Consider the following 21,593-nt stretch of genomic DNA (forward strand, 5'->3'; position numbering starts at 1 on the left):
CCGACCACTGCGACGCGTACCCGCCCTGGTGCTCCAGCACCATCTTCACCGACCGCTCCCGGACCTCGGGGGAAAACCTGCTTGCTCTGCTCATGGCTCCATCTTCTCAAGTTATGGAGCCTCCGGGGTTCCCGGGGCGGTTCAGTAGAGCTGGCGTCGAGCCAGGTATACTTAGGGCTACTTTTTCAGAGACAAATCGCACGACCATACATTTCCGTTAGGATCGAATTCGGCGATTTCCATGGAATCGGATCGAATCCCAAAACCACATATGGCCAACGGCCCCTCGTCTAGCGCATCCAAGCCCAAGGTTTCCTCGATGTTCACCTCATTGATTGCCGCTGTTACGAAGGCCCCAAGGCCCAATTCGGTAGCACTCAGATAAAGTGTTTGGGAAAGATGCCCTGCATCAAGAATCAGTGCACGGTAAGCTTTTGCATGATTTTTGTATTTCCAGAAGCTGCGCCCGTATCTTGGCGCTAGAATGGTTAGTACCTGCGCACCGGCAAACCAGTGCTGCCCAGCGACCATTTGTTGAGCAGCATCCCGCAGCGATTCCAGTGACAGATCGGTATTGATAGGCTCAAGCGCATGATCAATCGGATGGTAATGGTAAAACCCGGGCTCTATTTTCTCGACATTCTGCACAAGTACATAAATACCTGTTGCGTGCAACCCTCCTCCAGATGGAGAATTCTTCTTCAAAAAAATGGTATCGTCGCAAATCTTCATTTGCGATAAAGCAGCGAAGCTCTGATGCATCACTTTCGAAAAGGCTTCGAAATCCAATCGTGACGTAGAAAAATTCCTGCACGTCGCGCGATTTTCCAGAACATGGGAAAGTGGACTAGCAGACGGAATATGAAGTTTCAATCTGGACTTGGCCTCGACTCTTTCAACGACTTCAGGTGGCGGAGCACCCAGATTTTTACGAAGATCTCCAGGGTGCACCAGTCCCTTTGCCTCCATTGAAGCCACGCTATCCTGATTCTTCCAACGCCCGAATCTATGCGTCAGGGCCGCCAGCGGCCACCAACCGCTTGAACGCATTTTTTTATCGCGCTGTGTGAATTGATCGAAGGCATCTTCGTTAATTAAAAGCCCCATTCTGATGAGAGAATTCGTCGACGCACTGTCAATCTTAGAAAACTCGCTTGTATCAATCCAATCGTCCGGCCCTATCCGGGCAAGCAACGCACATTCTTCCGGGGAGATCGGCAGTTCTCGTTCAAGATGGGGTGCGAGAGCAACCCATCCCATCTGACGACGGATACCATTGCCGCCGTGAAGCAAAGACGTCAAATCGAAAGAAACACTGTGTCTCGGTTCGAGAAAAAGAAAGCTGCAACGTCTTACTTTCATATAAAACCCATTAATTTTTTGCGCATGTCGTCAACCTGGGGCAGGTCTGCCGCTGGGCACCTAGCCGAACAGCATCTACCGGTCCATAATGGTGGTGGATCTTGCTCATTGGAATCCTTCTTTTGAGACAGAAGATTCACCAAACAAGGGAAAAGTAGTGGAAAATTCAGACAACCCCACGTCGTCACTTGATGCCAACACTGCCGATAAGCTCCTTGATCTTCTGAGCACCGACGATAGCTATCGCGAGCTTTTCTCCAAGGATCCGGCAACCGCACTCGCCAGTATTGGTTACACACATCCTTCTGATCAGCCATATCCGGAGGTGGTAGAACTTGCGTCAAAGGATAAGATTGCGGAAGCACGCGAGACCCTGAAACGCCACTTGGTCTCGCTGGATGGCTTGGTCATCATCTTCTTTCTTGATGGAAGCAGGAAGAACTGATCTTCCGGCGCGGATGGCGTCACCCAAAGTGGCGTCATCTGTTGCCATTGACTTTTCTTTCCTGGTTACGTTTCCTGAAAGCCGATGTGGTATCGAACACATTAATCGGCATAAGGATCAGATCGACGTTGTATTCCACAAATGCACGTCCCCTCTGTTGCGAAAGCCGAGCGATGCTTGAGGCCGAAGATGCTGCGTCCCCTATCGCATGCTCTGCCTCAGCGAGCAGAACATGAGTCTGAATCATCTCGGAGCCATCCAGCTGTGGCCTGAGCAGGGATATTGCGCTCCTCGCATCCCCGTCTATCAAACATTTCTTGGCACGAACGATGACGGCCATTTTCGAAACCGCGACATCCTGCGACGTTGCGATATGCCCCTGTAGTTTTTCAATCAATTCTTCCGCCATATCCGCATGACCAGAACGCTGTGCGATATAGGTAAGAGTCAACAGTCGAAACAGATTTTGATCGCTGGATTTGGATGGATCCTTCATCGCAGAGATCAGGCGATCTCGCAGGCTTTTCAGTTCCGATATAGAGACCGACCTGGGATCGCTCAACGCCAATACAGATTGGTTGACGATCCCGTACTGAAGCGAGAGGGTAGGCTCCAGCTGCGACGCAGACTCGCTGAGAAGGTTTGCGCGAGATGTTGCCTGACGCATATCTTGCTCGGCAATCGCAATCGCCACACGGAAAAAATCGGATTGCAGCTTCGAGAATGGATCGGTGCTGGCTTGCTCGAGCTTTTGCAACGATTCATTCGCTTCCCGATCATGTCCAGCCAAGGCAAGCATGACCGGGGTATAGAGACCCACTTTTTTATCGAGCAAGGCTTGGGATTGCGCAAAGCTTTCGGAGGCAGAAGACAAGTCATTATTCGCTAGCTGAATTCTGCCTATTGTGTCGATCGCAAAAGCACGAAGAGGATCCTGCGGAACCGCTGCAAGCCGAGCATACGGCAGAGCTTCGGAAAATCGATTCTGCATCATAAGATGCGTCGATGTGTTCGCAGCGCCAGCGAAGTATTCCGGATACATCTGCGAAAGCAGCTTCCATTTCGGCAGAGGGTGACCTTCGGAAGAGGTTTCCTCCATCCAGGCATCCAGATACAAACGTTCTCTTTCAGAGAGAGAAGCACGCAGTGACCAGGCACGCTTGAGATGCTCCAACGTGCGCGTCCGATCGCGCTTGGACCAATCGATTCTCGCAAGACCTAGGTGTGCCAAGGCAAAACCTGGATCTATCGTGATGGCTTGTTCATAAAGTTTTTCGGCGGCACTCCAGTCCCTACGCCCGAATGCCTGTTCGGCCAACGCGTATGCGCGCAAAGCATCCAGCCGAGCAGTTGCAACCTGAGGAAGAGGGCGGGACGTTCCTTCAATTGCATCGAGCGCCTCTCCGAGGCGTCCACGCATCTGGGAAGTGACCTGATCGATCAATCCGAGTAAAGCATCCCTGCCTCGTCCATCGGACTTTTCCGCATAGACGGTGGTCTGTGTCCTTGGGTCGATGACTTCCACGCTGAAACGCAATCGTCCGCCGACCTCCGCTACTGTAGGTAGCACCAACGCGCGAGCACCATCCCGGATCGCGATCTCGGAACCTGCGGCCCGATCAATTGCTGTGCGCTCGGCGTCCTTCTTCATCAGCCTCAATGTGTCCCGAACTTTCAGGTCACTGAGCACATTGATGTAGCGGGATTGTTCCAGGCTGATGCGGAACGCTTGCTCGACAGAATCATCAAGCAGACTGTCGCCCGTGAGATTTCTCACATCGCCAACCACCACCCAGTCGCGCTCGGCGAACGCAAGCGCCGGTTGCGGTCGGGTGAATAACCAGATTGCTATGCCAGCGAAGAGTACCAAGGACAATTCGGCGACAAGTGCCGCTGGCCGCCGCCATAGTGGAACATCTCGCCATGCCTTGGGTGAGTTCCTTGGTGCACGCAGTGGCGTGATACCGATCTCGCCAACCTCATAAATCTCCATTGCCGTCGGCACGCCTTTGAAGCGCCAACGGCCGTGGGATTTCCATAGCAGACGCTCGGCGCGCGTACCGAGTTCCCGTGCGGCGCGGTGGGTCAGCGATTCCGCCACTGCCGACAACAGGATCTGACCAGGGCGGGCCATCGACATCAGGCGCGCTGCGGTAGGTTTGGCCAGCCCTTCCACTTCCAGCGGTTTGGCGCCGATCTGTACGGCTTCATCGCTGTTGCGCCAGGTCAACACTTCGCCAACGTGCAAGCCCTGCCGCGCACGCAACACCACGCTGCGGCGTTCACCCAGCGCGAGCAATCCCTGGGCGTAGTCCAGCGCGAAACCCAGGCCGTCGATGGGTCGTTCGAACAGGAGCAGCAATCCGTCCGACCGGTCGATCAGGCGGCCGCGCCATAGCTGCTGCAGCTGTACAACCAGATGATCGTGTTCGCGGAAAAGCTCGGCGGCGGCGCCGTCACCGATGCGCTCTACCAACTCGGTCGAGTCGCACAGGTCGGTCAACAGCAGCGTGCGCAGCTGCGGAGCGTCAAGTTTCGCCGCTGGTTGCGCATGTTCGGCTGCCATGTATCAGCTCTGCTCCGCAGGTAGCAGATCCCGTACTTGCAGGCAATTGCCGCCAAGCCGCTTGGCCTCGTACAGCGCGCTGTCGGCAAGCGTGTACCAGTCGTTCCAGGACGCGTCCGCGTCGATCATGCAAAGGCCTGCGCTGACCGAACAGCCTTGTTCGTTCTGGCCATTGCACAGCCGCGCTTCCACTGCGCGCACGATGCACTCGCCGATGTGGTGCACCAGCTCCGGGGCGCCGTGCGCAACCAGCACGCAGAATTCGTCGCCGCCCAGCCGGCAGGCGAGATCGCCGTCGGCGATGACCGAACGCAGCGCATGCGCCACGTTCTGCAGCACGCGGTCGCCGGCCAGGTGGCCGAACTGGTCGTTGATGCGCTTGAAACGGTCGCAGTCGATCAGGATCAGGCCCACGCCGGGCACGTTGCCTGCGCGCCGGCATTCCTGCAGATGCAGCGCCAGACCGCGCCGGTTGTGCAGGCCGGTGAGCTCGTCGGTGCGACTGAGTTCTTCGGTGTGGTTGAGCTGGTGCGAGGTGACGTAGAGATTGTCCAGCGCCGCTTCCAGATCGTGGTTGCGACGACGTAACTGCCGGATCAGCAACTGCTCGTTGTTGACCACGCGCACGATCGAGCGGCGCAGGAAATGCGCCACCATCGAGGGGTCGTGATCGACGAGGCGTTGGAAATCGTCGTACGTCAGTTCGATCAGACGACTGTCCATCGAGGCGCTGGCGCTGGCACTGCGTGCGTGATCGCCGATCAGCAAGCCGAGTTCGCCGAAGAACTCGCCGGGCCCCAGATGCTTGAGCATCAGGTCCTCACCGAAATCCAGATCGATCTGGCCGCTGATCACGATGAACATCTGCGTGCCCACCGCGCCGCGCTCGAACAACACCTTGCCGGCGACGACATCGCAGATACGGCCGAAACGAGTGAAGAATGCCAGCTCCTCGGCAGTCATCGACGCATGCAGCCCGTCGGAAAGCGTTCTGGCAACGCTTCCCGTTGGCTCGACTGCGCCAGCGGTGTTGTGGCATGTCATCCCGATCCCCAAGGCCGGCCTGCAACGTCAGCCCTTGGACAAATCCTACCGTAGCCGTCTGTTCAGCACCAGATCACGTAAATTCTCAGCGCCATCGAGACAAAACGACGGGTGCTGCAATAAAAAAAGGGGCCCGGTTTTCCCAGGCCCCTTCCCCTCCCGGGGGGCGATACACCGGCGGCCTGCTGCAGGCTAGGCCGCCTTGTCGCCGTGGAACTGCTCTTCCTCGGTGGAGCCGCGCAGCGCGGTGGTCGACGACTGGCCTTGCTGGATGGCCTGCGTCACTGCGTCGAAGTAGCCGGTGCCGACCTCGCGCTGGTGCTTGACCGCGGTGAAGCCCAGGTCCGCCGCTGCGAACTCGGCCTGCTGCAACTCGACGAACGCGCTCATCTGCCGCCGCGCGTAGCCATGCGCCAACTGGAACATGCTGTGGTTCAAGGCATGGAAACCGGCCAGGGTGATGAACTGGAACTTGTAGCCGTAGCTCGCCAGTTCGGTCTGGAACCTGGCGATGGTGGCGTCATCCAGATTCTTCTTCCAGTTGAAGCTCGGCGAGCAGTTGTAGGCCAGCAACTTGCCCGGGAACTTGGCGTGGATGGCCTGCGCGAAGGCGCGCGCGAACTCCAGATCCGGCTTGCCGGTTTCGCACCAGATCAGATCGGCATACGGTGCATACGCGAGCCCGCGGCTGATGGCCTGATCCAGACCGTTGCGGGTCTTGAAGAAGCCTTCGACGGTGCGCTCGCCGGTGGTGAAGGCGCGGTCGTTGGCATCCACGTCGCTGGTGATCAGATCGGCCGCTTCGGCATCGGTACGGGCGATCAGCACGGTGGGCACGCCCAGCACGTCGGCAGCCAGGCGCGCGGCGTTCAACTTCTCGATCGCCTCGCGCGTGGGCACCAGCACCTTGCCGCCCATATGTCCGCACTTCTTGACCGACGCCAACTGGTCTTCGAAATGCACGCCGGCGGCGCCGGCTTCGATCATCGCCTTCATCAGTTCGAAGGCGTTGAGCACGCCGCCGAAACCGGCTTCGGCATCGGCCACGATGGGCTGCAGGAAATCGACGCTGTCGTCGCCTTCGGCATGATGCAGCTGATCCGCGCGCAGCAAGGTGTTGTTGATGCGCTTGACCACCGCCGGCACCGAGTCGGCCGGGTAGAGCGATTGATCCGGATACATCTGGCCGGCCAGATTGGCATCGGCCGCCACCTGCCAACCGGACAGGTAGATCGCCTTCAGGCCGGCCTTGACCTGCTGCATGGCCTGGTTGCCGGTCAACGCGCCCAGCGCATTGACGAACGGCGTGGCATGCAGCGAGGTCCACAGCTTGTCGGCACCCAGCCGCGCCAGTGAATGTTCCACATGCACGGTGCCGCGCAGCCGCACCACGTCGGCGGCGGTGTAGTTGCGGGTGATGCCGGCCCAGCGTGGGTTGCTGGCCCAGTCCTGCTGCAGGTGTTCGGCGCTTTGCAGTGCAGTGCTCATCTTGCGTTCTCCTGAAGAGGTACGACGGATGGAACGAGGAAGGAACGGCGCGCATGCGATGCACGCGGCATGGCGAAGCCTTCCGTTGCGCGCAATGCGCAACGGGCGGCGTGGAGCGTTGCGGTGAGCGCTGCAGCATTCAGACCGCTGCAGCGATGCGATCAGTCGATCAGTCGATCAGGCGGTACGCCGGAACGGTGAGGAAATCGGCCAGTTCGTCGGCCTGGCTGAGCTGTTCCAGCAGCGCGATCGCTTCGTCGATGCGGGCGGCGCCGGGCAGCGTGCTGGCGGTTCCCAGCCGGGCCGGCAGCGCGCGCAAGGTCGCCTGCAACAGTTGCTGATCGATGGCGGTGCCGTCGTCCAGATGCTGGCCGTGATGCAGCCATTGCCACAGCTGCGCGCGGCTGATCTCGGCGGTGGCGGCGTCTTCCATCAGGTGATGGATCGGCACACAGCCGTTGCCGTCCAGCCAGGCGGCCAGATAGCGCACGCAGACCTCGACATTGCCTTCGAAACCGGCGCGGGTGATGGTGCCGGGCGAAGGGGCGATGAGCATGTCGCGCGTCACCTGCACATCGTTGCGCAGCACATGTTGCTGATGCGCGGTGGGCATGTGCTCGTCGAACAGTTTCATCGCCACCGGGATCAGCGCCGGATGCGCCACCCAGGTGCCATCGTGACCGGCGCTGACTTCGCGCAGCTTGTCGGCGCGCACGCGGGCCATGGCCTGTTCGTTGGCGGCCTCGTCGTGGTTGATCGGAATCTGCGCGGCCATGCCGCCCATCGCATGCGCACCGCGGCGGTGGCAGGTCTTGATCAGCAATTCCGAATACGCCTTCAGGAACGGCTGGGTCATGGTGACCTGGCCGCGCTCCGGCAGCACGCGGTCGCGGTGCGCACGGAAGGTCTTCAGATACGAAAAGATGTAATCCCAGCGCCCGCAGTTGAGCCCCACGATGCGTTCGCGCAACGCATGCAGGATCTCGTCCATCTCGAACACTGCCGGCAGCGTTTCGATCAGCACGGTCACCTTGATCTGACCATGCGGCAGGCCCAGCATCGCTTCGATGTGCGACAGCGCGGTGTCCCACAACGCGGCTTCTTCCATGCTCTGCAGCTTGGGCAGATACAGGTACGGGCCGCGATCCTTGGCCAGCAGCGTGCGGGCGTTGTGGAAGGCGAACAGTGCCGCATCGAACAGGCCGCCGGCCAGGGGCTGGCCGTCGATGTGCACATGCTTTTCGTCCAGGTGCCAGCCGCGCGGGCGCACGATCAGCACCGCGCGTTCGGCTTCGGGGCGCAGCGCGTAGTGCTTGCCGTTGGGGGCGTCGAAACTCAGATCGCCGCGCACGGCTTCCGCCAGGGTGCGCTGGCCGGCCAGCAGGTTGCGCCAGTTCGGCGCGGTGGAATCCTCGAAGTCGGCCATGAACACCTTGGCGCCGGAATTGAGCGCGTTGATGACCATCTTCGGATCGGTGGGGCCGGTGATCTCCACCCGGCGGTCCAGCAACGCGGCCGGCAGCGGGGCCACCCGCCAGTCGCCAGCGCGGATGGCGCGGGTGTCGTCGCGGAAATCCGGCAGCTGGCCGGCGTCGAATGCCGCCTGGCGCGCGCGGCGCTGCGCCAGACGCTGCTGCCGGCCGGGCTCGATCGCACGATGCAGCGAAACCAGCAGGGCCAAGGCGGCCGGCGGCAACAACTCGGCCTGCCCGACGACCTGGGTGGTCAACGATAGACCGGGTGTGGCGCGATCGGTGGGGCGTGAGGCGAAGGCGGTGGCAGACATGGGGGTTCCTGGTGTGTCCGGACCCGCACCGTGCGCCAGCTGCAACTATTTGACAAAACAGTTTTAGCAATGCTGTAAATAAGTGGTACTTATACTTGGCTCGAGAAGCCACCAGCCATGGCGCCAACCCCGCGATTTTCCTACAAATCCGATCGCCTCAAGCCGCTGCGGGCGTTCTGTCAGACCGTGCGCCTGGGCTCTGTCTCACGGGCGGCTGAGGCGCTGTTCGTCAGCCAGCCGGCGGTGACCCAGCAGTTGCAGGCGCTGGAGCGCGATCTGGGCGTGGCCTTGTTCGAACGCTCCGGGCGACGGCTGGCGCCCAGCCGCGAAGGCCAGCTGCTGTACGACATGGCCCTGCCGCTGGTGGAAAACCTGGACGGGCTGGAAGCCAGCTTTCGCGAGAAGGTGCGCGGCCTGGATGCCGGCGAGCTGACCATCGCCGCCAACAGCTCCACCATCCTGTACCTGTTACCGCGCATCGTGGAGAACTTCCGCGCGCGCCATCCGGACGTGCGGCTGACCCTGCACAACGCGATCAGCGCCGACGGCACCGACCTGTTGCGCGAGGATGCGGTGGATCTGGCGGTCGGCTCGATGCTGGACGTGCCGGCCGACCTGTCCTATGCGCCGGTCTACCGTTTCGAGCAGTTGCTGATCACCCCGCCCGACCACCCGCTGGCGCGCAAGGCCAGCGTCTCGCTGCAGGATCTGTCGCCGTTTCCGCTGATCCTGCCGCCGCGCCGGCAGGTGACCTACCGCCTGGTCGACCTGATCTTCCAGCAGGCACGGGTGCCGTACACGGTGGCGCTGGAAGTCGGTGGCTGGGAGGTGATCAAGCAGTACGTGGCGATGGGCATGGGCATTTCCATCGTCACCGCGATCTGCCTCACCGACGCCGATCGCGACCGGCTTGCCACGCGTTCGCTCAAGGATTTCTTCCCCACCCGCAGCTATGGCGTGGTGGTGCGCAAGGGTAAGTACCTGTCGCCGCAGGCGCGCGCCTTCATCGAACTGATCCAACCGGATCTGTTCACCCCGCGCGGCTACGACGAAGGCGGCGACTCGGAGCGTTGAAGGCCATCGTGTCACCGCCTCGCCTGCCACAATCGCTGGTCCTGTCGCCGCGCATGCGGCGGCGCAGTGGAGTCGCCCATGGATGTGCCGCTATCCTCGGGCGCGATCGCAATCGCGACCCGCGGCCATCGCCGGCGACATCGGCCGCCCGCTCCGATCGCACACATCCCCTCTTGACGGGAACGCCATGACTGACGCGATGACCTGCTTCGCTCGCGCCGTGCACTGCCTCGAAGACCACGCCGACCGGATCGATGTGGCCGGCCCGGTGGGCGAGGCCGATCTGGCACTGGCCAGCACGCTGCTGGGCCTGGAGTTCCCGCCCAGTTATCGCGCGTACCTACAAACGTTCGGTGCCGGCGCTTTTGGCACGGTGGAGATCTACGGCATCATCGCGGGCCGGCTGCCCGGACGTGCCGCGCCCAGCGTGGTCTGGCGAACCCTGGACGAGCGCGCCCGATGCGGAATGCCGCATCGGCTGATTCCGATTCTGGACAGCGGATACGGGCCACTGATCTGCCTGGAGACCACCCAGGTGACCGCCGATGGTGAGTGTGCGGTCGTGGAATGGTCGCCATCGATCGGACAGGCGCCGACCGAGCGCATCGCCGACAGCTTCGGTGCGTTCTTCCTGCAGGAAATCGAGGCGGCATTCGCCATGTAGCGGTATCTGGCATTTCCCTGCATTGCGCACCGACCACGGCGGGATTGCACACGGCATGTGCCAGCGCAGCCGCACGATGGGCATGCGGCGCGGATTGGGGGGCTGCACGACCGCCTCGTGGGCCTGGCTGCCATGCCAGCACTTCAAGGCCGGCCTTGAAACGATTGAGCGCGCCGACCTCGTCCCTGAGGCGCCGCCCGCATGCAGCGTGCAATGTGCGGTGAGGAGACGTGGTGCAACACATGCCCGGCACGAAACAAGCCGGTTCGCTGCGGCAGAAGCCAACTTGCACGGCCCGCTTGGTGCGCCCTAGTATCGAAACCGGAAGGTTGCCGGAAGTCAGCCCACTCAAGGAGAGGTCCACACATGGAAGAACTGTCGGCATCGGACCTCAAGACCATCCTGCATTCCAAGCGCGCGAATATCTACTACCTGCAGCACTGCCGCGTCCTCGTCAACGGTGGCCGGGTCGAATACGTCACCGACGCAGGCAAGCGCTCGATGTACTGGAATATTCCGATCGCCAATACCACCACGGTACTGCTCGGTACGGGCACGTCGATCACGCAAGCGGCGATGCGTGAACTGGCCAAGGCCGGCGTGCTGGTGGGTTTCTGCGGTGGTGGCGGCACACCACTGTTCTCCGCCAACGAAATGGATGTGGAAGTGGCCTGGTTCTCGCCGCAGAGCGAATACCGGCCCACCGAGTATCTGCAGGCATGGGTCTCGTTCTGGTTCGAGGACGACTGCCGGCTGATGGCAGCCAAGGCGTTCCAGCAAGCCCGCGCGCTGCGCATCAAAGAGCAATGGCAGCAGCGCTCCCTCAAGGAGGCGGGCTTTGTGCCGGACGGTGCCAGACTGGATGCACTGCTGGATAAAACCCGCCGCATGATCGAGCAGGCCCAGGACAACGCCGCATTGCTGACCGAAGAAGCAAGGCTGACCAAGGCATTGTTCAAACTCGCCGTCGATACCGTCGGCTATGGCGACTTCACCCGCGCCAAGCGCGGCAGCGGAACCGATCCGGCCAACCGTTTCCTCGATCATGGCAACTACCTGGCCTATGGCCTGGGCGCCACCGCCAGTTGGGTCCTGGGCCTGCCGCACGGCTTGGCTGTGCTGCACGGCAAGACCCGGCGCGGTGGCTTGGTGTTCGACATCGCCGACCTGGTGAAGGACGCCAGCATCCTGCCGCAGGCCTTTCTGTCGGCCATGCGCGGCGATGACGAACAGGCCTTCCGCCGCAATTGCATCGAAACCCTCACTCGCAGCGAAGCCTTGGACTTCATGCTGGAGACGCTCAAGGCCGTCGCATTGCAGACCGCAGCGGCGAAGAACGCGGAACCGGCGCGGTGAACATCCTGCTGATCTCGCAGTGCGACAAGCGTGCGCTGACCGAGACCCGGCGCATCCTCGACCAGTTCGCCGAACGGCGCGGCGACCGCACCTGGCAGACGCCGATCACCGAAGCCGGCCTGACCACCTTGCGCAAACTGCTGCGCAAGACCGCGCGCAAGAACAGCGCCGTCGCCTGCCACTGGATCCGCGGCCGCGACCATTCCGAACTCTTGTGGATCGTGGGCGATGCTCGCCGCTTCAACGCCGAGGGCGCGGTTCCCACCAACACCACCACGCGCAACGTGCTGCGGCGTCAGGACGAGAACCACTGGCACACCGCCGAGGATATCCGCCTGCTCGCGCAACTGGCCGCCCTGCTGCACGATCTGGGCAAGGCCAGTGTCGCCTTCCAGGCCAGGCTGCGCGGGCAGCTGCAGGAACGCAACCTCTATCGCCACGAATGGGTATCGCTGCGCCTGTTTCAGGCCTTCGTCGGCAACGACGACGACGCGCGCTGGCTGCAACGACTGGCCGACCCGGACGCTTGGAGCGAGGCCGACTGGTTGGCCGACACGCGCTACCAGCGCGACGGCATCGACGCCGTTTCCCGATATCCGTTCCGCGATCTGCCACCGATCGCCGCCGCCGTGGCTTGGCTTGTGGTGAGCCACCACCGGCTTCCGGTGGTGCCGGTCATCCAGGACGACGGCACACAGGCCTGGCTGGGCAAACGCGCCCCCAAGTTCAATCCCGCCTGGCTTCAGACGCCGCTCTGGCTGCTGGCGCACGACTGGAACGAAATCCGCCAGCCGGCCGAACCCGGCAGGATCCAGTCCTACTGGACACCTGCAGGTACACTGCCGGTGATGGAGACGAAGTGGCGCGCACAGGCCGCGCGCCTGGCCAGGCGCCTGCTGGAACGCCGTGCGGGCCGCCCGGACGACTGGCTCGGCAATCCCTACGTCATGCATCTGGCCCGGCTCAGCCTGATGCTGGCCGACCACCATTATTCGGCGTTGCCCAACGCCTCCCCCCAGCGCTTGCAAGGCGACGGCCGGACTCGGCTGTATGCCAATACCGGCAGCGACGGCAACCTGAAGCAGCCGCTGGACGAGCACCTGCTCGGCGTCGCCCGCGATGCGGGACTGATCGCCTATGCGCTGCCCAGCTTCGAACGCCATCTGCCCAGGCTGGCCAATCACCGTGGATTGCGCAAACGCAGTGCCGATCCACGCTTTTCATGGCAGGACAAGGCATTCGATGCGGCCACCGCGTTACGCGAAACCGCGCGGGACCAGGGCGCCTTCGTCGTCAACATGGCCTCGACCGGTTGCGGCAAGACGCTCGCCAACGCGCGCATGCTGTACGCCCTGGCCGATCCCCAACAAGGGATGCGCGCCACCTATGCCCTGGGCCTGCGCACGCTGACCCTGCAAACCGGCCGCAGCTACCGCACCGATCTGCACCTGGACGAGGACGAACTGGCCATCCGCGTCGGTGGCTCGGCCAACCGTGCCCTGTTCGAGTTCTACGAACACAGGGCCGAGGCGCATGGCTCGGCGTCAGTGCAGGACCTGATCGAGGAAGACAGCCACGTTCTGTACGAAGGCGTCACCACCGATCACCCATTGCTGTCGCGGGCGCTGCAGGACCCGGAGATCGGCAAGCTGCTGTCCGCGCCCATGCTGGTCTGCACGGTGGACCATATGGTGCCGGCGACCGAGTCGCTGCGCGCCGGCCGCCAGATCGCACCGATGCTGCGCCTGATGAGCGCGGACCTGATCCTCGACGAACTGGACGACTACGACCTCGACGACCTGCCCGCACTGACGCGCCTGGTGCACTGGGCCGGCATGCTGGGCACGCGCGTCGTACTGTCCTCGGCAACGCTGCCGCCAGCGCTGGTGACCGGCATGTACCTGGCCTACCGCGCAGGACGCCAGCACTACCGGCGCAACCGTGGAGAGGACGGTGGCCGGGACGACGCGGCGCTTGCGGTGCCTTGCCTGTGGAGCGACGAGTTCGGCGTGCAGGTCGCCACATGCACGACCGGCACGGGTTTTAGCGATCAGCACATGCAGTTCGTCGACAAGCGCGCCACCAAGCTCGCCAAGGCCCCGCCATTACGACGTGCTGAACTGCTGCCACTGGACCTGCCGCGTCCTCTGCAGGATGCGCAACTGCATGCCGCATTCGCTGCGCATGTCCGCGATGCCTGCCTGCGCCTGCACGGTGCGCATGCGGAGCCCGACCCTGTCAGTGGCAAACGCATCAGTTTCGGGCTGGTGCGCATGGCCAACATCGATCCATTGTTCGATGTTGCGCAGGCCTTGTACGCAATGGGAGCGCCACAGGACACGCAGATCCATCTGTGCGTGTATCACGCACGCTTTCCGCTGGTGCAACGCTCGGCCATCGAGCACCAGCTCGACGCCGCCTTCAATCGGCGCGGCGATGGCAAGGGCGTCTACGGCCTGCCGGCCATCCGTGCGCTGATCGACGCGCACCCGCAACGCGAGCAGCTGTTCGTGGTGCTCGCATCCCCAGTGTGCGAGGTCGGCCGCGATTGGGACGCCGACTGGGCAGTGGCCGAACCCTCATCGATGCGCTCACTGATCCAGCTCGCCGGGCGTGTGCAGCGCCACCGCGGCAACACCGGCGATACGCCGAACGTACTGGTCTTCGACACCAACCTGCGACATTTCCGCCATGGCAACCAGGACCGCCCGACCTATGTCAGGCCTGGGTTCGAGAAGGAAGGAAGTGACGCATCCACACGACGGTTCCAGTTGACCAGTCCATGGCTGCACGACTCCCTGCTCGAGGACGAATACCGCACGCTCACGGCCTTGCCACGCATCCGGCCACGGCCCAATGCACAATGGCAACCGTCCAGCCGCTTCGTCGACCTGGAGCAGGCGCGCATCGCCACCTGTATGCTGAAAGACCTGACGTTGGATGCATCCAGCGGCCTGTCCACTCCACTGGAGACCGATCAGGCCGCCGTCGCCCGGAAGTATCCGCAAGCGGCCTTGACCGGTGTGCTGCCTCAGCAACAACCGTTTCGTCACGACAACCAACCCAGCACCACCTTGGTGTTCCTGCCGGACGAGGACGAGGCGCTGCGTCTGCACCGGATCGAACGATCGCCTGGCGGTCGCGGCACCGACCTGTACGTGCGCATCGAGCAGAGCCAGCGGCGCGAGATCACGCTGGCACCCGCTCCAGGCATCGGCCCATGGGGCAGCTTCGAGCTGGCAAGCCTGCTCGCCGAACAGGCCGAACACCTCGATCTGCCGCTGGATGACTGCGCAAAGAAGCTGGCCACGGTGAAGGTCCCAGCCAACGACCAGGGTTGGCGGCATCACCCGTGGCTGGGGTTTGCGAATTTCAAGCGGTGACAAAGGAGGCAGTCTCAGCTCATGACATTCGTTGCGGGTATCAGATGAAACGCTGAAGGACCAATAGGGAGACCATTGATGGCAAAACCGACCGAAAGAGCAGAAGTTTTCCGCGCAGCCATCGCCGCCTTCATCGAGGCACGCCGGCAGGCCAAGCTGAAGGACGACGCAGCCGAGGACGCCACCGGAGCGGCGTCGAAATACGACTATGCCACCTGGCTGGCCGACGCGGCGCGCCGGGTGGGCCAGATCCAGGCCGTCACCCATGTGCTCAAGGCCACCCACCCCGATGCGCGCGGCAGCAGCCTGCATGTGCCGCCTGGCGATCTGCCGCGGCATGCCGAGATCGGCAGCCACCTGCTGGGCGAGGACTATGCGGAGGACGTGGTCGGCAATGCCGCTGCGCTGGACGTGTTCAAGTTCCTCAAGATCGAAGTCGAGGGCCGGCGGCTATTGGACTGGATGCACGCCGGCGACAGCGATCTTCGCGCCGCCCTGCATACCGACGCCGACGTCGCCGACGGCTGGATGCAGGCATTCGGCGCATTGGTGCGCAGCGATCCGCAACCGGTCTCGCACGCGCAGGCCAAGCAGGTGTACTGGCTGGTCGGCGACCAGCCGACCGACGATACGCAGTACCACCTGCTGCAACCGATGTTCTCCAGCACACTGGCGCATGCGGTGCACGCGGACATCCAGGACGCCCGCTTCGGCGAGACGAACAAGCTGGCCCGCCAGGCATGGCGCGCCAGGGAGCCACATCCAGGCAGCTACCGCGATTACCGCAACCTGGTGGCACGCAAGCTTGGCGGCACCAAGCCGCAGAACATTTCCCAGCTCAACAGCGAGCGTGGCGGCGTGAATTATCTGCTGGCGTCGCTACCACCGACCTGGACCCAGGATCGGCCGCGCAACCTGCTGAAGATCGGCTCGGCCATCGACCGGCTCGGCTATTTCGATGGCGTTCGTGCCATGGTGAAGCGGCTGGCCGATTTCCTGCTGACGGAACCGCCGTCCAACCAGCAGACGCGCGACACCCGCGAACGGATCGAGCAGGAACTGGGCGCACAGCTGGCACTGTTCGCCGCAGAAACCCACGCCCGCTTCCCGCCCGGCTGGACCCGCGATGCGGACTGTCAGCTTCCGCTGTACGAACGGCTGTGGCTGGACCCGGAACGGACCGAATTGCCTGCACGCAGCGATCCACAACACCCCGAATGGACCCAGGACGATGAGGCCTTCAACGCTGCGTATACCTTCGGCGACTGGCCGGACGCGGTGGCCGATCACTTCGCCAACTGGGTCAATGCGCGGCTGCACGCAGCCGGACTCACCAGCGTGGGCGACAGCGAACACCGCCACTGGGCCAGGCAGGCGATCGTCGATGCGGCGTGGCCTGTGCCGCTACAGCGGCACGCGCATGCGGGGAGCCACCCATGACCGGCTGCCCGGCTTTCAGCCATCTACTGGTGCTGCCGCGCCTGCAGGTGCACAACGCCAATGCCGTCTCCAGCCCGCTGACGCATGGCTTTCCATCGATGACCGCGCTGCTGGGGGCGATGTGGGCGCTACAACGCAAGACCCACGCCGCCGGGCTGGATCTGGAGTTCCGCGCGATTGGCGCCGTTTGCCACGACCATCAGGAACACGTGACGCAAGGCGGCTTCGTCAAGGCAATCCATCTGACGCGCAACCCGGTCGGCAAGGACGGCAAGACCGCTGCCATCGTCGAGGAAGGCCGTCTCCATCTGGAATTGAGCCTGTTGCTTGGCGTGCGCAGCCAGCGCTGGATGGACGATGCGCATGTCCATCAGGCCGACATGGCCATCGTGGCGGAATTGCTGTCCGGCATGCGCATCGCCGGCGGCAGCATACGCCCGCCGGCGCAGCCATCGCGGCATCGCTACCAGCCGTGGACGCTGGACCTGACCGGCACCGAGGACGACCGTACCGCGCAGTTCCGCAAGACGCGCATGCGGCTGCTGCCCGGTTTCGCATTGGTGGAGCGTGGCGACCTGCTCGACACACGGGTCGCCGAGCTGCAGGCCACCGACCCCACCGCCACCCGGCTCGATGCCTGGCTATCGCTGTCGCGCATCAATTGGCGCTACCGCGCGAGCGAGCACCCGAAGGACGCCGGCGCGTGGAACAACGACCGCAGCGGAAGCGGCTGGACCGTGCCGATCCCGGTGGGCTATGGCGCGCTGAGCGATGTGCATGCCGCCGGCAGCGTGGCCAACGCGCGCGACACCAGCACACCGTTCCGCTTCGTCGAAAGCCTGTACTCGCTCGGGCAGTGGATCAGCCCGCACCGCCTGGACACCCCGCAACACCTGCTCTGGTACGCAAGCAGCTCCCCAGACCAGGGGCTGTACCGCTGCCGCAACGACTTTGCCGCTGCCACAACCACACCCGCACCGCACGACGATTTCAATTTCGCTCTCGACTGAGCGACCTCACGACAAGGAATTCCAACATGGCCACCGAACTCAAGACCGCCTCCGTCCTCGCCTTCGAGCGCAAACTCGACCCGTCCGACGCACTGTTGTTCTCCGGCAGCTGGTCGGCGCGTGCAACCGCCGCCGATTGGCAGCCGGTGAAGCTGCGCGAGAAATCCGTGCGCGGCACCATCTCCAATCGACTCAAGACCAAGGACCAGGACCCGGCCAAGCTCGATGCGGCGATCGAAAATCCCAACCTGCAGACCGTGGATGTAGCGGCACTGCCTCTGGATGCCGACACGCTGAAGGTGCAATTCACCTTGCGCGTACTTGGTGGCACCGGTGAGCCTTCGGCCTGCAACGATACCGACTATCGCAAGAAACTCGCTGCCACGGTCGCCGGCTACGTGCAAAACCACGGCTTCGGCATTCTCGCGCAGCGCTATGCAGCCAATCTCGCCAATGGACGCTTCCTGTGGCGTAACCGCATCGGTGCGGAGCAGGTGGAAGTACAGGTGGCGCATTTGAAGAACGGTACCCCCGCCGCGCAATGGACATTCCAGGCGGATACGCACTCCCTGCGCAGCCTGCAGGCCCCGGCGGCCGAGAGCGCGGATCTGGCCGCATTATCCGCCTTGATCGCCTCCGCTCTAGCCGGCACGGCGCATGTACTGCTGCAGGTCACCGCCTTCGTCCGCGTGGGCGCGGGCCAGGAAGTGTTCCCCTCCCAGGAGCTGATCCTGGACAAGGGCAGCAGCAAGAAGAGCAGGACCCTGTACTCGGTCGGCGAGGGCGACAACGCTGTGGCGGCCATCCACTCGCAGAAGATCGGCAATGCATTGCGCACGATCGACACCTGGTACCCGGAGGCGGAGGAGAACGGCCCGATCGCGGTCGAACCGTATGGCTCGGTCACCACGCAAGGCAAGGCCTACCGGCAGCCCAAGGCCAAGCTGGATTTCTACAACCTGCTCGACGGCTGGGTCATCAAGGACAAGGTGCCGGAACCGGAACAGCAGCACTTCGTGATCGCCACGCTGGTCCGGGGTGGCGTCTTCGGCGACGCGGGCTGACGCCATGGACCATTATGTGGATATCCAACTACGGCCCGACCCGGAGCTCGCGCCGCATCAACTGCTCAGCGGCCTGTATGTCCGTCTGCACCGGATACTCGCGCAACACGAGCGGCAGGACATCGGCGTCAGCTTTCCCCGCTACGATGCGCGCAAGCCCAGCCTTGGCAACCACCTGCGCCTGCACGGCCCGCAAAATGCATTGCAGACATTGATGGCCCCGCCCTGGCTGCAAGGCATGCAGGATCATTTGACTGTATCGGACATCTACCCCACCCCCGCTGGCGTGCAGCATCGGCGAGTGATGCGGGTACAGGCCAAGAGCAGCCCATCACGCCTACGCCGCAGGGCGATGCGACGCCACGGACTGGATGCAGAAGCGGCGCTGCAACGCATCCCGGATTCGGCCTCCGAACGATTGCAGCTGCCCTTCGTGGTTCTGGGTAGCCGCAGCACAGGGCAACCCTCGTTCCCGCTCTTCATTCGCCAGGGTCCATTGGCGTCCACTCCAGTGCCGGGCACCTTCAACAGCTACGGCCTGAGCCAGGACGCAACCGTTCCCTGGTTCTGACCCTTTTTTCCTGCGCAGAACACAGCTCTTAAGAATCAACAACTTGGCGGGCCTCCTAAGATAAGGGGGCCCGTTTCTTTTTTGGGGATCTTCCCAGTACCATCAACAGTTTGCGTCATTTTTTGTCTTGTTCACTGCCGCGTAGGCAGCTCAGAAAAGGAAAGGACATGACCGACACCAACACGAAGCGTTCACTGCCGCGTAGGCAGCTCAGAAATCGGCGCGCAGCCGCTGTTCGTGCCGGCAGACGTTCACTGCCGCGTAGGCAGCTCAGAAAAGAAGAAGCAGGGCCGTCTCGTACCGCTCCACGTTCACTGCCGCGTAGGCAGCTCAGAAAATAAAGCCGCAGCGCAGGTGATGCGGATTACAGTTCACTGCCGCGTAGGCAGCTCAGAAAAGATCCGTCGCGGTGACATCGCCGGTAGTGACGTTCACTGCCGCGTAGGCAGCTCAGAAATTCCGCGCGTTCCTTCGGAGCCGTGGAGTGCAGTTCACTGCCGCGTAGGCAGCTCAGAAATTGAGGACATTTGTTCTCAGGCTTGCAAACGCGTTCACTGCCGCGTAGGCAGCTCAGAAAACGAAGATCGGAAACGCGATGTAGTACCAGGGGTTCACTGCCGCGTAGGCAGCTCAGAAATTGGACGGCGGAGCCGCGCCGGGCGCCGTCGCGTTCACTGCCGCGTAGGCAGCTCAGAAATGGAGAATGGTCATGAGTGAGACGAAGTGGACGTTCACTGCCGCGTAGGCAGCTCAGAAAGGGAAGGCCTAATTCAGTGATCGACTTAATTCGTTCACTGCCGCGTAGGCAGCTCAGAAAATCCAGGACGGCGACGCCATCCTGTTCGACACGTTCACTGCCGCGTAGGCAGCTCAGAAACAGCGGCTGCTCCGGCTGCGCGATGTGCTTGAGTTCACTGCCGCGTAGGCAGCTCAGAAATGCGTAAAGGCACGATTACCGGAGCACGTCTGGTTCACTGCCGCGTAGGCAGCTCAGAAAACGGCCACCAGAGCCAGCACCCCGACCACCGCGTTCACTGCCGCGTAGGCAGCTCAGAAATGGCGCCGCCAGAGCTTGGAGTCATCCGTGACGTTCACTGCCGCGTAGGCAGCTCAGAAAAACAACACAGGCCACCGACATGCCCTTCGCCAGTTCACTGCCGCGTAGGCAGCTCAGAAAGCGGCCAGGGAACAGCGGGCCGGCGCCGTTGAGTTCACTGCCGCGTAGGCAGCTCAGAAATTCGCTCAGGACCAGCGCCGGTGCGGCCATAGGTTCACTGCCGCGTAGGCAGCTCAGAAACATCGGTCTTGAGCGTGACGGCGTACGGACCAGTTCACTGCCGCGTAGGCAGCTCAGAAATGCTCGAGCACAAGGAACAGGCGGCGCATCTCGTTCACTGCCGCGTAGGCAGCTCAGAAATACCAGATCACCGCACTCGAACATGTGCCACAGTTCACTGCCGCGTAGGCAGCTCAGAAAACACGCGGGCTGGTCATTGCGCGGGCAAGCACGTTCACTGCCGCGTAGGCAGCTCAGAAACGCAACGCAGGCGCCGGACGCATCGGCATCGCGTTCACTGCCGCGTAGGCAGCTCAGAAAAGCGTCCGGCCTGCCAGCTTGGCCTGCTGCACGTTCACTGCCGCGTAGGCAGCTCAGAAATTCACCGGGCGCAGCTTGATGGTCTTGCTGTTGTTCACTGCCGCGTAGGCAGCTCAGAAATCACCGGGTCGCGTCCAGCTGCGTCCAGCCACGTTCACTGCCGCGTAGGCAGCTCAGAAATGACCATGAGCAAGCCCACACTGGATTTCAAGGTTCACTGCCGCGTAGGCAGCTCAGAAAGGGCAAACCCCGCTCGAGCACCACTATGGCTGGTTCACTGCCGCGTAGGCAGCTCAGAAAGATACCGCGTATTGGTCCTACATCGGGCAGTAGTTCACTGCCGCGTAGGCAGCTCAGAAATCCCACTGCTCGATGCGATCGATGTGATCCGGGTTCACTGCCGCGTAGGCAGCTCAGAAATCTGTGGTCTGGTCGATCGCCTGCTGCATTTCGTTCACTGCCGCGTAGGCAGCTCAGAAAACGTCCAGGGCCAGCCGATCATCCGCCTGCGCGTTCACTGCCGCGTAGGCAGCTCAGAAATGCACCGCGATGCGCACACGGATCGCCGAAAGGTTCACTGCCGCGTAGGCAGCTCAGAAAGATGCGCTGCGCTTGGGCGCGCGACGTGCAGCGTTCACTGCCGCGTAGGCAGCTCAGAAAACCTACATGTCAACGCCGATTTAAATCTGACCCACTTTTCGTTGGATCGCCGAAGTAAATCTGACCCACCCGGGGTCTTGTTC

The 21,593-nt window shown here is 62.6% G+C and carries 14 protein-coding genes and 1 CRISPR repeat array; of the genes, 9 read left to right on the plus strand and 5 right to left on the minus strand.

Features of this window, described 5'->3' with window-relative positions; translation table 11 throughout:
• Nucleotides 1–177: 177 nt before the first annotated feature.
• Nucleotides 178–1,362 (minus strand): putative peptide maturation dehydrogenase, encoded by a 1,185-nt coding sequence (locus tag LL964_RS19700; RefSeq protein ID WP_104588939.1) that lies wholly within the window; start codon nucleotides 1,360–1,362, stop codon nucleotides 178–180.
• 88 nt (nucleotides 1,363–1,450) lie between these two features.
• On the opposite strand from LL964_RS19700, the gene LL964_RS19705 reads away from it, so the two are divergent.
• Nucleotides 1,451–1,807: an NHLP-related RiPP peptide gene (locus LL964_RS19705; RefSeq protein ID WP_104588940.1), complete on the plus strand. Its 357-nt coding sequence runs from the start codon at nucleotides 1,451–1,453 to the stop codon at nucleotides 1,805–1,807.
• A 34-nt stretch (nucleotides 1,808–1,841) separates the two neighbouring features.
• Here the strand turns inward: LL964_RS19705 and LL964_RS19710 are convergent, their stop codons facing one another.
• The 4 genes from LL964_RS19710 to aceB all read right to left on the minus strand — a co-directional run bounded on the left by LL964_RS19710 (nucleotide 1,842) and on the right by aceB (nucleotide 8,691).
• Entirely contained in the window at nucleotides 1,842–4,373 is a 2,532-nt protein-coding gene (locus tag LL964_RS19710) for a putative peptide modification system cyclase (protein ID WP_104588941.1), read from the minus strand.
• Nucleotides 4,374–4,376: 3 nt separating this feature from the next.
• Nucleotides 4,377–5,417: a GGDEF domain-containing protein gene (locus LL964_RS19715; RefSeq protein WP_104588942.1), complete on the minus strand. Its 1,041-nt coding sequence runs from the start codon at nucleotides 5,415–5,417 to the stop codon at nucleotides 4,377–4,379.
• A gap of 192 nt (nucleotides 5,418–5,609) precedes the next feature.
• A complete protein-coding gene (gene aceA / locus LL964_RS19720; protein WP_104588943.1) occupies nucleotides 5,610–6,905 on the minus strand; it encodes an isocitrate lyase in 1,296 nt (431 codons plus the stop codon).
• Between the two features lie 169 nt (nucleotides 6,906–7,074).
• Complete coding sequence (aceB, locus tag LL964_RS19725; RefSeq protein WP_104588944.1) at nucleotides 7,075–8,691, minus strand: malate synthase A; 1,617 nt, start codon at nucleotides 8,689–8,691, stop codon at nucleotides 7,075–7,077.
• Between the two features lie 117 nt (nucleotides 8,692–8,808).
• On the opposite strand from aceB, the gene LL964_RS19730 reads away from it, so the two are divergent.
• The 8 genes from LL964_RS19730 to cas6f all read left to right on the plus strand — a co-directional run bounded on the left by LL964_RS19730 (nucleotide 8,809) and on the right by cas6f (nucleotide 19,253).
• The gene (locus LL964_RS19730) at nucleotides 8,809–9,765 is read left to right on the plus strand and encodes a LysR family transcriptional regulator (RefSeq protein ID WP_104588945.1); all 957 of its coding nucleotides are present in this window, start codon (nucleotides 8,809–8,811) and stop codon (nucleotides 9,763–9,765) included.
• A 199-nt stretch (nucleotides 9,766–9,964) separates the two neighbouring features.
• Nucleotides 9,965–10,429, plus strand: coding sequence for an SMI1/KNR4 family protein (locus LL964_RS19735; RefSeq protein WP_167395461.1), 465 nt, complete (start codon nucleotides 9,965–9,967; stop codon nucleotides 10,427–10,429).
• 366 nt (nucleotides 10,430–10,795) lie between these two features.
• Nucleotides 10,796–11,785 carry a type I-F CRISPR-associated endonuclease Cas1f gene (gene cas1f / locus LL964_RS19740; RefSeq protein ID WP_104588947.1) on the plus strand — a complete coding sequence of 330 codons (990 nt, stop codon included), beginning with the start codon at nucleotides 10,796–10,798 and terminating at the stop codon, nucleotides 11,783–11,785.
• Complete coding sequence (gene cas3f, locus LL964_RS19745) at nucleotides 11,782–15,168, plus strand: type I-F CRISPR-associated helicase Cas3f (protein ID WP_104588948.1); 3,387 nt, start codon at nucleotides 11,782–11,784, stop codon at nucleotides 15,166–15,168. The genes cas1f and cas3f overlap by 4 nt, the downstream gene beginning before the upstream one ends.
• 78 nt (nucleotides 15,169–15,246) lie before the next feature.
• Nucleotides 15,247–16,608 carry a type I-F CRISPR-associated protein Csy1 gene (gene csy1 / locus LL964_RS19750; protein ID WP_104588949.1) on the plus strand — a complete coding sequence of 454 codons (1,362 nt, stop codon included), beginning with the start codon at nucleotides 15,247–15,249 and terminating at the stop codon, nucleotides 16,606–16,608.
• Entirely contained in the window at nucleotides 16,605–17,618 is a 1,014-nt protein-coding gene (csy2, locus tag LL964_RS19755) for a type I-F CRISPR-associated protein Csy2 (protein ID WP_104588950.1), read from the plus strand. Before csy1 ends, csy2 begins: the two co-directional genes overlap by 4 nt.
• Nucleotides 17,619–17,644: 26 nt before the next feature.
• Nucleotides 17,645–18,682, plus strand: a complete 1,038-nt coding sequence (gene csy3 / locus LL964_RS19760; RefSeq protein WP_104588951.1) for a type I-F CRISPR-associated protein Csy3 — start codon at nucleotides 17,645–17,647, stop codon at nucleotides 18,680–18,682.
• Nucleotides 18,683–18,698: 16 nt separating this feature from the next.
• A complete protein-coding gene (gene cas6f / locus LL964_RS19765) occupies nucleotides 18,699–19,253 on the plus strand; it encodes a type I-F CRISPR-associated endoribonuclease Cas6/Csy4 (RefSeq protein WP_323132954.1) in 555 nt (184 codons plus the stop codon).
• Between the two features lie 129 nt (nucleotides 19,254–19,382).
• Nucleotides 19,383–21,510: a CRISPR direct-repeat array (repeat unit 28 nt; unit sequence GTTCACTGCCGCGTAGGCAGCTCAGAAA).
• Nucleotides 21,511–21,593: the final 83 nt, after the last annotated feature.

The sequence above is a fragment of the Xanthomonas melonis genome, from assembly GCF_020783655.1.
Classification (GTDB): Bacteria; Pseudomonadota; Gammaproteobacteria; order Xanthomonadales; family Xanthomonadaceae; genus Xanthomonas; species Xanthomonas melonis.

Excerpts from the sequence above, each read along its gene's own strand:
- LL964_RS19700 (WP_104588939.1), bottom strand. The coding sequence starts at position 1,362 with ATGAAAGTAAGACGTTGCAGCTTTCTTTTTCTCGAACCGAGACACAGT.
- LL964_RS19705 (WP_104588940.1), top strand. The coding sequence starts at position 1,451 with ATGGTGGTGGATCTTGCTCATTGGAATCCTTCTTTTGAGACAGAAGAT.
- LL964_RS19710 (WP_104588941.1), bottom strand. The coding sequence starts at position 4,373 with ATGGCAGCCGAACATGCGCAACCAGCGGCGAAACTTGACGCTCCGCAG.
- LL964_RS19715 (WP_104588942.1), bottom strand. The coding sequence starts at position 5,417 with ATGACATGCCACAACACCGCTGGCGCAGTCGAGCCAACGGGAAGCGTT.
- aceA (WP_104588943.1), bottom strand. The coding sequence starts at position 6,905 with ATGAGCACTGCACTGCAAAGCGCCGAACACCTGCAGCAGGACTGGGCC.
- aceB (WP_104588944.1), bottom strand. The coding sequence starts at position 8,691 with ATGTCTGCCACCGCCTTCGCCTCACGCCCCACCGATCGCGCCACACCC.
- LL964_RS19730 (WP_104588945.1), top strand. The coding sequence starts at position 8,809 with ATGGCGCCAACCCCGCGATTTTCCTACAAATCCGATCGCCTCAAGCCG.
- LL964_RS19735 (WP_167395461.1), top strand. The coding sequence starts at position 9,965 with ATGACCTGCTTCGCTCGCGCCGTGCACTGCCTCGAAGACCACGCCGAC.
- cas1f (WP_104588947.1), top strand. The coding sequence starts at position 10,796 with ATGGAAGAACTGTCGGCATCGGACCTCAAGACCATCCTGCATTCCAAG.
- csy1 (WP_104588949.1), top strand. The coding sequence starts at position 15,247 with ATGGCAAAACCGACCGAAAGAGCAGAAGTTTTCCGCGCAGCCATCGCC.
- csy2 (WP_104588950.1), top strand. The coding sequence starts at position 16,605 with ATGACCGGCTGCCCGGCTTTCAGCCATCTACTGGTGCTGCCGCGCCTG.
- csy3 (WP_104588951.1), top strand. The coding sequence starts at position 17,645 with ATGGCCACCGAACTCAAGACCGCCTCCGTCCTCGCCTTCGAGCGCAAA.